Origin of the sequence: Rhodococcus chondri (genome assembly GCF_036327435.1) — a bacterium.
Taxonomy (GTDB): domain Bacteria; phylum Actinomycetota; class Actinomycetes; order Mycobacteriales; family Mycobacteriaceae; genus Rhodococcus; species Rhodococcus chondri.
Genome location: NZ_JAUZMZ010000264.1, coordinates 1 through 4,338, shown reverse-complemented (window position 1 = coordinate 4,338; position 4,338 = coordinate 1). Strand labels below are relative to the sequence as shown.

At 66.1% G+C, this 4,338-nt stretch carries 6 protein-coding genes; all 6 read right to left on the bottom strand.

Annotation, left to right across the window (positions count from 1 at the left end; all coding sequences use genetic code 11):
* The coding region (locus tag Q8814_RS24650; RefSeq protein WP_330154593.1) for an ABC transporter permease at positions 1-974 on the bottom strand (974 nt) is incomplete at its 3' end.
* On the bottom strand, positions 971-1,861 hold the full coding sequence (locus tag Q8814_RS24645; protein WP_330154592.1) for an ABC transporter ATP-binding protein: 891 nt from the start codon (positions 1,859-1,861) through the stop codon (positions 971-973). The genes Q8814_RS24645 and Q8814_RS24650, both read right to left, overlap by 4 nt.
* Positions 1,858-2,394, bottom strand: a complete 537-nt coding sequence (locus Q8814_RS24640) for a hypothetical protein (protein WP_330154591.1) — start codon at positions 2,392-2,394, stop codon at positions 1,858-1,860. The genes Q8814_RS24645 and Q8814_RS24640 overlap by 4 nt, the downstream gene beginning before the upstream one ends.
* 1 nt (position 2,395) lies before the next feature.
* Positions 2,396-2,668 carry a helix-turn-helix transcriptional regulator gene (locus Q8814_RS24635; protein ID WP_330154590.1) on the bottom strand — a complete coding sequence of 91 codons (273 nt, stop codon included), beginning with the start codon at positions 2,666-2,668 and terminating at the stop codon, positions 2,396-2,398.
* An 82-nt stretch (positions 2,669-2,750) separates the two neighbouring features.
* A complete protein-coding gene (locus Q8814_RS24630; RefSeq protein ID WP_330154589.1) occupies positions 2,751-3,125 on the bottom strand; it encodes an RNA-binding S4 domain-containing protein in 375 nt (124 codons plus the stop codon).
* The coding region (locus Q8814_RS24625) for an ATP-binding cassette domain-containing protein (protein WP_330154588.1) at positions 3,126-4,338 on the bottom strand (1,213 nt) is incomplete at its 5' end.

Genomic DNA, 4,338 nt, shown 5'->3' with positions numbered 1-4,338 from the left:
GCCTCGGGATCATCGACCGAGGAGAAGGCCGCGAAGAACATCACGAGGATGATCATCATCAGTGGCCCCGACGTGGAGTTGACGTCTTCCTGTCGCGACACCATCGAGCCGGCGGCCGCATAAAGCACCGCGAAGAATGCGAAGCCGAGGACGAACCAGCCGATCGTGCCCGCCAGCACGCCGATCGCGGTGCCGGTGATGGTGAGGGTGCCGGTGGCGAGAGACGCGCCCACGCCCACCACCCCGTACGCGGTGAGTTGCAGAAGGCCGACTGCGCCGATGCCGAAGATCTTGCCCCACAGCAACTGCAGCGGACGCAATGTCGACAGGAGCAGTTCCACGACGCGAGACGACTTCTCCTCGACCACGCCCATGGCCACGTAGGTGCCGAACAGGAGGATCTGCATGTACAGCAGGATCACCGCGACGATCGACAGGATCACCCGTTGACCCTGTTCCGGGTCGGGTGCGTCGAGCGCTTCGACGACGACCCGCGCACGCGAAGTCTCGGCCGCGATCGCGGCGGGGTCGACACCGCGGCTCACCAGGGCGGCGGACTGCGCTTCCTGAACGGCGGCCGCGTCGATCAGTGCTTTCAGTTCGGTATCGAGGTCGGATTCGGTTACTGCGACGATGCTCTCGTCGGTGCCCGGAATCAGCGCGACATCGAGATCTCCTGCCTTGACCTGTTCGCGTCCGGTGTCGGCGTCGGGCAGCTCGGAGATATCGAGGGGCATGCCCGTGGCGTCGCCGAGGGACCCGAGCGTGGTGCTCAGGGAGGATGCGCCGACGATGCCGACGGTGGGTCGCTCGTCGTTGCCACCGGAGAAGATCGATGTGGCGACGATGCCGACGACGATGGCGGCCAGCACGATCGCGTTGCTGATCAGAAAGCTCTTCTTCCGGACCTGGGTGACGAATTCGCGGCGTGCGACGAGGCCGATCGCGCGCGGCGTGGTCAACGGGGCGCTCATGCGGCCACCACCTCTCGGAACAGGTCGGTCAAAGACGGCTGATGCAGGGAGAATTCGTGAACCGGCCCGGTTTCGAGGGCGGTCTTCAGGATCTGCTGATCGTCGATACCGGCGGACACCGACAGGACGGTCCGGCCGTGGTCGTGTTCGACCGTGGTGACGCCGGGAAGGCCGTCCGCCCACCCGGTGGGAGCCTGGGGGGCGTGCACGACGAGTCGGGCGTCCCCTCCGGCGCGCAGGTCGTCGACGGTGCCGACCGCGCGCATGCGGCCCGCTGCGATGATGCCGACGCGCCGGCAGAGTCGTTGCACCAGGTCGAGCTGGTGACTGGAGAAGATCACGGGTACACCGCTGTGCGCCTTCTCGACGAGAACCTCGCTCATGACGTCGACGGCGACCGGATCGAGGCCGGAGAACGGCTCGTCGAGCACGAGCACGTTCGGGTCGTGAACGAGCGCCGCGGCGAGTTGGACACGTTGCTGGTTACCGAGGGACAGCGAGTCGACGGTGTCGCCCAGACGCTCGGCGATGCCGAGCCGTTCGGTCCAGCGCTGGACTGCCGAGATCGCTTCGGACTTCGAAAGACCGTGCAGCTGAGCGAGATACGAAAGCTGAGCGCCCACTTTCATCTTCGGATAGAGGCCACGTTCCTCCGGCATGTAGCCGATCGTGCGGCGGACTTCCAGATCGACGGGTTTGCCGTCGAGCCGGACGTCGCCGGCATCGGCGGCCAGCACTCCCAGTGCGATGCGCATGGTGGTCGTCTTTCCGGCACCGTTGCTGCCGACGAACCCGAACAGCTCACCGGGCCGGACGTCGAAGCTCACCCCGTCCAGAGCGACGGTGTCGCCGTAGCGTTTCGAGAGATTGTCGATGGTGAGCGTCACGGTCGGTCCTCCGGGTCGTCGTCGGGGCGGGTCCAGGCAAGGAGGATCGCGGGCAGGCAGCCGCTGAAGAGGATCGACGCGAGTGCGAAACCGCCCGCGGAGTAGGCGAGAGCCCGGTGGTCCAGGGTGTCGATGCTCGCGCCCAGCAACAGCGCGAAGATCGGAAACAGCAGGAGCCCCTGGGCAACCGAGAGGCCGATCGAGCGGGCGCTGTTGCGTTCGGCGATTTCGCGTTCGTCCAGCGCGTGCCGGGGAGCATCGGATTGGCGACCGGAGAGGATCTGCAGCGTCGTCCATGTCGGCAGGAACGCGACTGTGACGGGCAGCCACACCAGCGCGGCCCACTGAATGAAATAGCTGGCCACGGCGGTGACGAACATCAGTCCGATCAGGACGGTCACGGCCGCGGCGAGGATGCGGCGGCGACGGCGGGTGCGCCATCCGGGCAACCAGCCGGCGGTCATGTCCTCGTTCTTGAGAAATCGCCGGGTGCGGTAGTCCTCGTAGCGGTCGAGCAGGGATTCGGCTTTCATGTCAGGCCTCCTTCCGAGGCTTGTAGAGCTCGGTCGACAGCGGCGTGAACTCGGTGCGGGAGAAGACGGCCTCGACGGGAAGCCCGAAGACGTCGCAGATGCGAAATGCCAGGTCGAGGCTCGGGTAGTGGTCTCCGCGCTCGAGCGCGCCCACCGTTTGCGGGTTGACGTCGATGAGCGCGGCAAGCTGGGCGCGACTCATGCCGCGCTCCGCGCGAAGGACGCGAATACGGTTGTAGATGGGGAGCGCCGCCCCACGACGTACCGGACTCATAGACAAAGTGTTGGGAAAACCCAACGATTTGTCAATCCTGGATGAGTTTTAGTTGGTTCCGGTCGACTCGGCGGTGGACATCTCAGTCCTCGTTGAAACCCCGAATGCGATCGAGTTCGCGGCGTTCCTTCTTCGTCGGTCGCCCCGCGCCCCGCTCGCGAAGGGGCAGCGACGCCAGGATCTCCTTCGGCGGGGGAGGCGGGCTGTGATCGATGTATGCCGTGGCCGCTACCGGCGCACCCACCCGCTTGTTAACCAATTGCGTTACTTCGACGATCTTTTCGACACCGTGTGACCGCACGCGAACCTCGGTGCCGATGGTCACCGGTGTCGAGGGCTTCGCCGTCGTCCCGTCGACCTTCACGTGCCCGCCCCGGCACGCCGTCGCGGCGGCGGAGCGGGTCTTGAACAACCGCACCGACCACGTCCAGCTGTCGACTCGAACGCTTCCGCTCATCTAGAGCAACTCCTCACTCAGCCGTCCGTCTTCGAGGTGCCACCGCCGCGTGCTGCGGGTTGTTTCCAGCATCCGGCGATCGTGCGTCACCAGCAGCAGTGTCCCGTCGAAACTGTCGATCGCTTGCTCGAGCTGCTCGATCGCCGGCAGATCGAGGTGGTTCGTCGGTTCGTCGAGTACCAGCAGATTCACCCCGCGAGCCTGGAGCAGGGCCAGCCCCGCCCGGGTTCGTTCACCCGGCGACAGCGATGCGGCCGATCGCAGCACATGGTGTCCCTTGAGCGCGAACTTCGCGAGCAACGTGCGAACATCCGCGTCGGGCCAGTCCGGGACCTGCCGTCCGAAAGCAGCCACGAGTGGCTCGTCGCCTTCGAACAGGCCGCGTGCCTGGTCGATCTCGCCGACCTGGACTCCCGACCCGAGCGCCGCGCGACCCGTATCCGGGGCGAGCGTGCCGAGCAGCAACCGCAGCAGAGTCGTCTTGCCGGCCCCGTTGGGGCCGGTGAGGATGATCCGATCTCCCCACTCCACCTGTGTCGTCACCGGGCCGAAGGTGAACTCGCCGCGCCGAACGACCACGTCGTCGAGGGTCGCGACCACCGTGCTGCTGCGCGGTGCCGCAGCGATGACCATGCGCAGTTCCCACTCCTTGCGGGGCTCTTCGACGACGTCGAGGCGCTCGATGCGCCGCTGTGTCTGACGTGCCTTGGCAGCCTGCTTCTCGGTGGCTTCCGCGCGGAATTTCTTGCCGACCTTGTCGTTGTCCTTCGACTTGCGGCGCGCATTGCGGGTTCCGTGCTCGAGCCAATTGCGCTGCATCTGGGCGCGATCTTCGAGTTGCTGCTTCGTGTCCGCGAACTCGTCGTACTGCTCGCGGGCGTGCCGGCGTGCGACTTCACGTTCCACCAGATACGCGTCGTACCCGCCGTCGTACACGGAGATCTGCTGCTGCACCGGATCCAGTTCGACGATCCCGGTGACCGTGCGTGCCAGGAACTCCCGATCGTGACTGACGACGACCAGCGCGGTGCGGGTTTCGGCGACGAACTGTTCGAGTTGTTCGAGGCCGGCGAGGTCGAGGTCGTTGGTCGGTTCGCTGGCGATGGCTTCCCGGCGCCTGCCGAGGCGGTACCTGACGGTGATGATCCTGATGTGGGGTGTCGGGTGTGCACCCCTGGCGATCGTGGGCGTCACCGGATCGATAGCGGTGATG

What these genes read in the sequence shown, in the direction of transcription:
- Q8814_RS24640 (WP_330154591.1), bottom strand. Translation starts at nt 2,394, where the DNA reads ATGAAAGCCGAATCCCTGCTCGACCGCTACGAGGACTACCGCACCCGG.
- Q8814_RS24635 (WP_330154590.1), bottom strand. Translation starts at nt 2,668, where the DNA reads ATGAGTCCGGTACGTCGTGGGGCGGCGCTCCCCATCTACAACCGTATT.
- Q8814_RS24630 (WP_330154589.1), bottom strand. Translation starts at nt 3,125, where the DNA reads ATGAGCGGAAGCGTTCGAGTCGACAGCTGGACGTGGTCGGTGCGGTTG.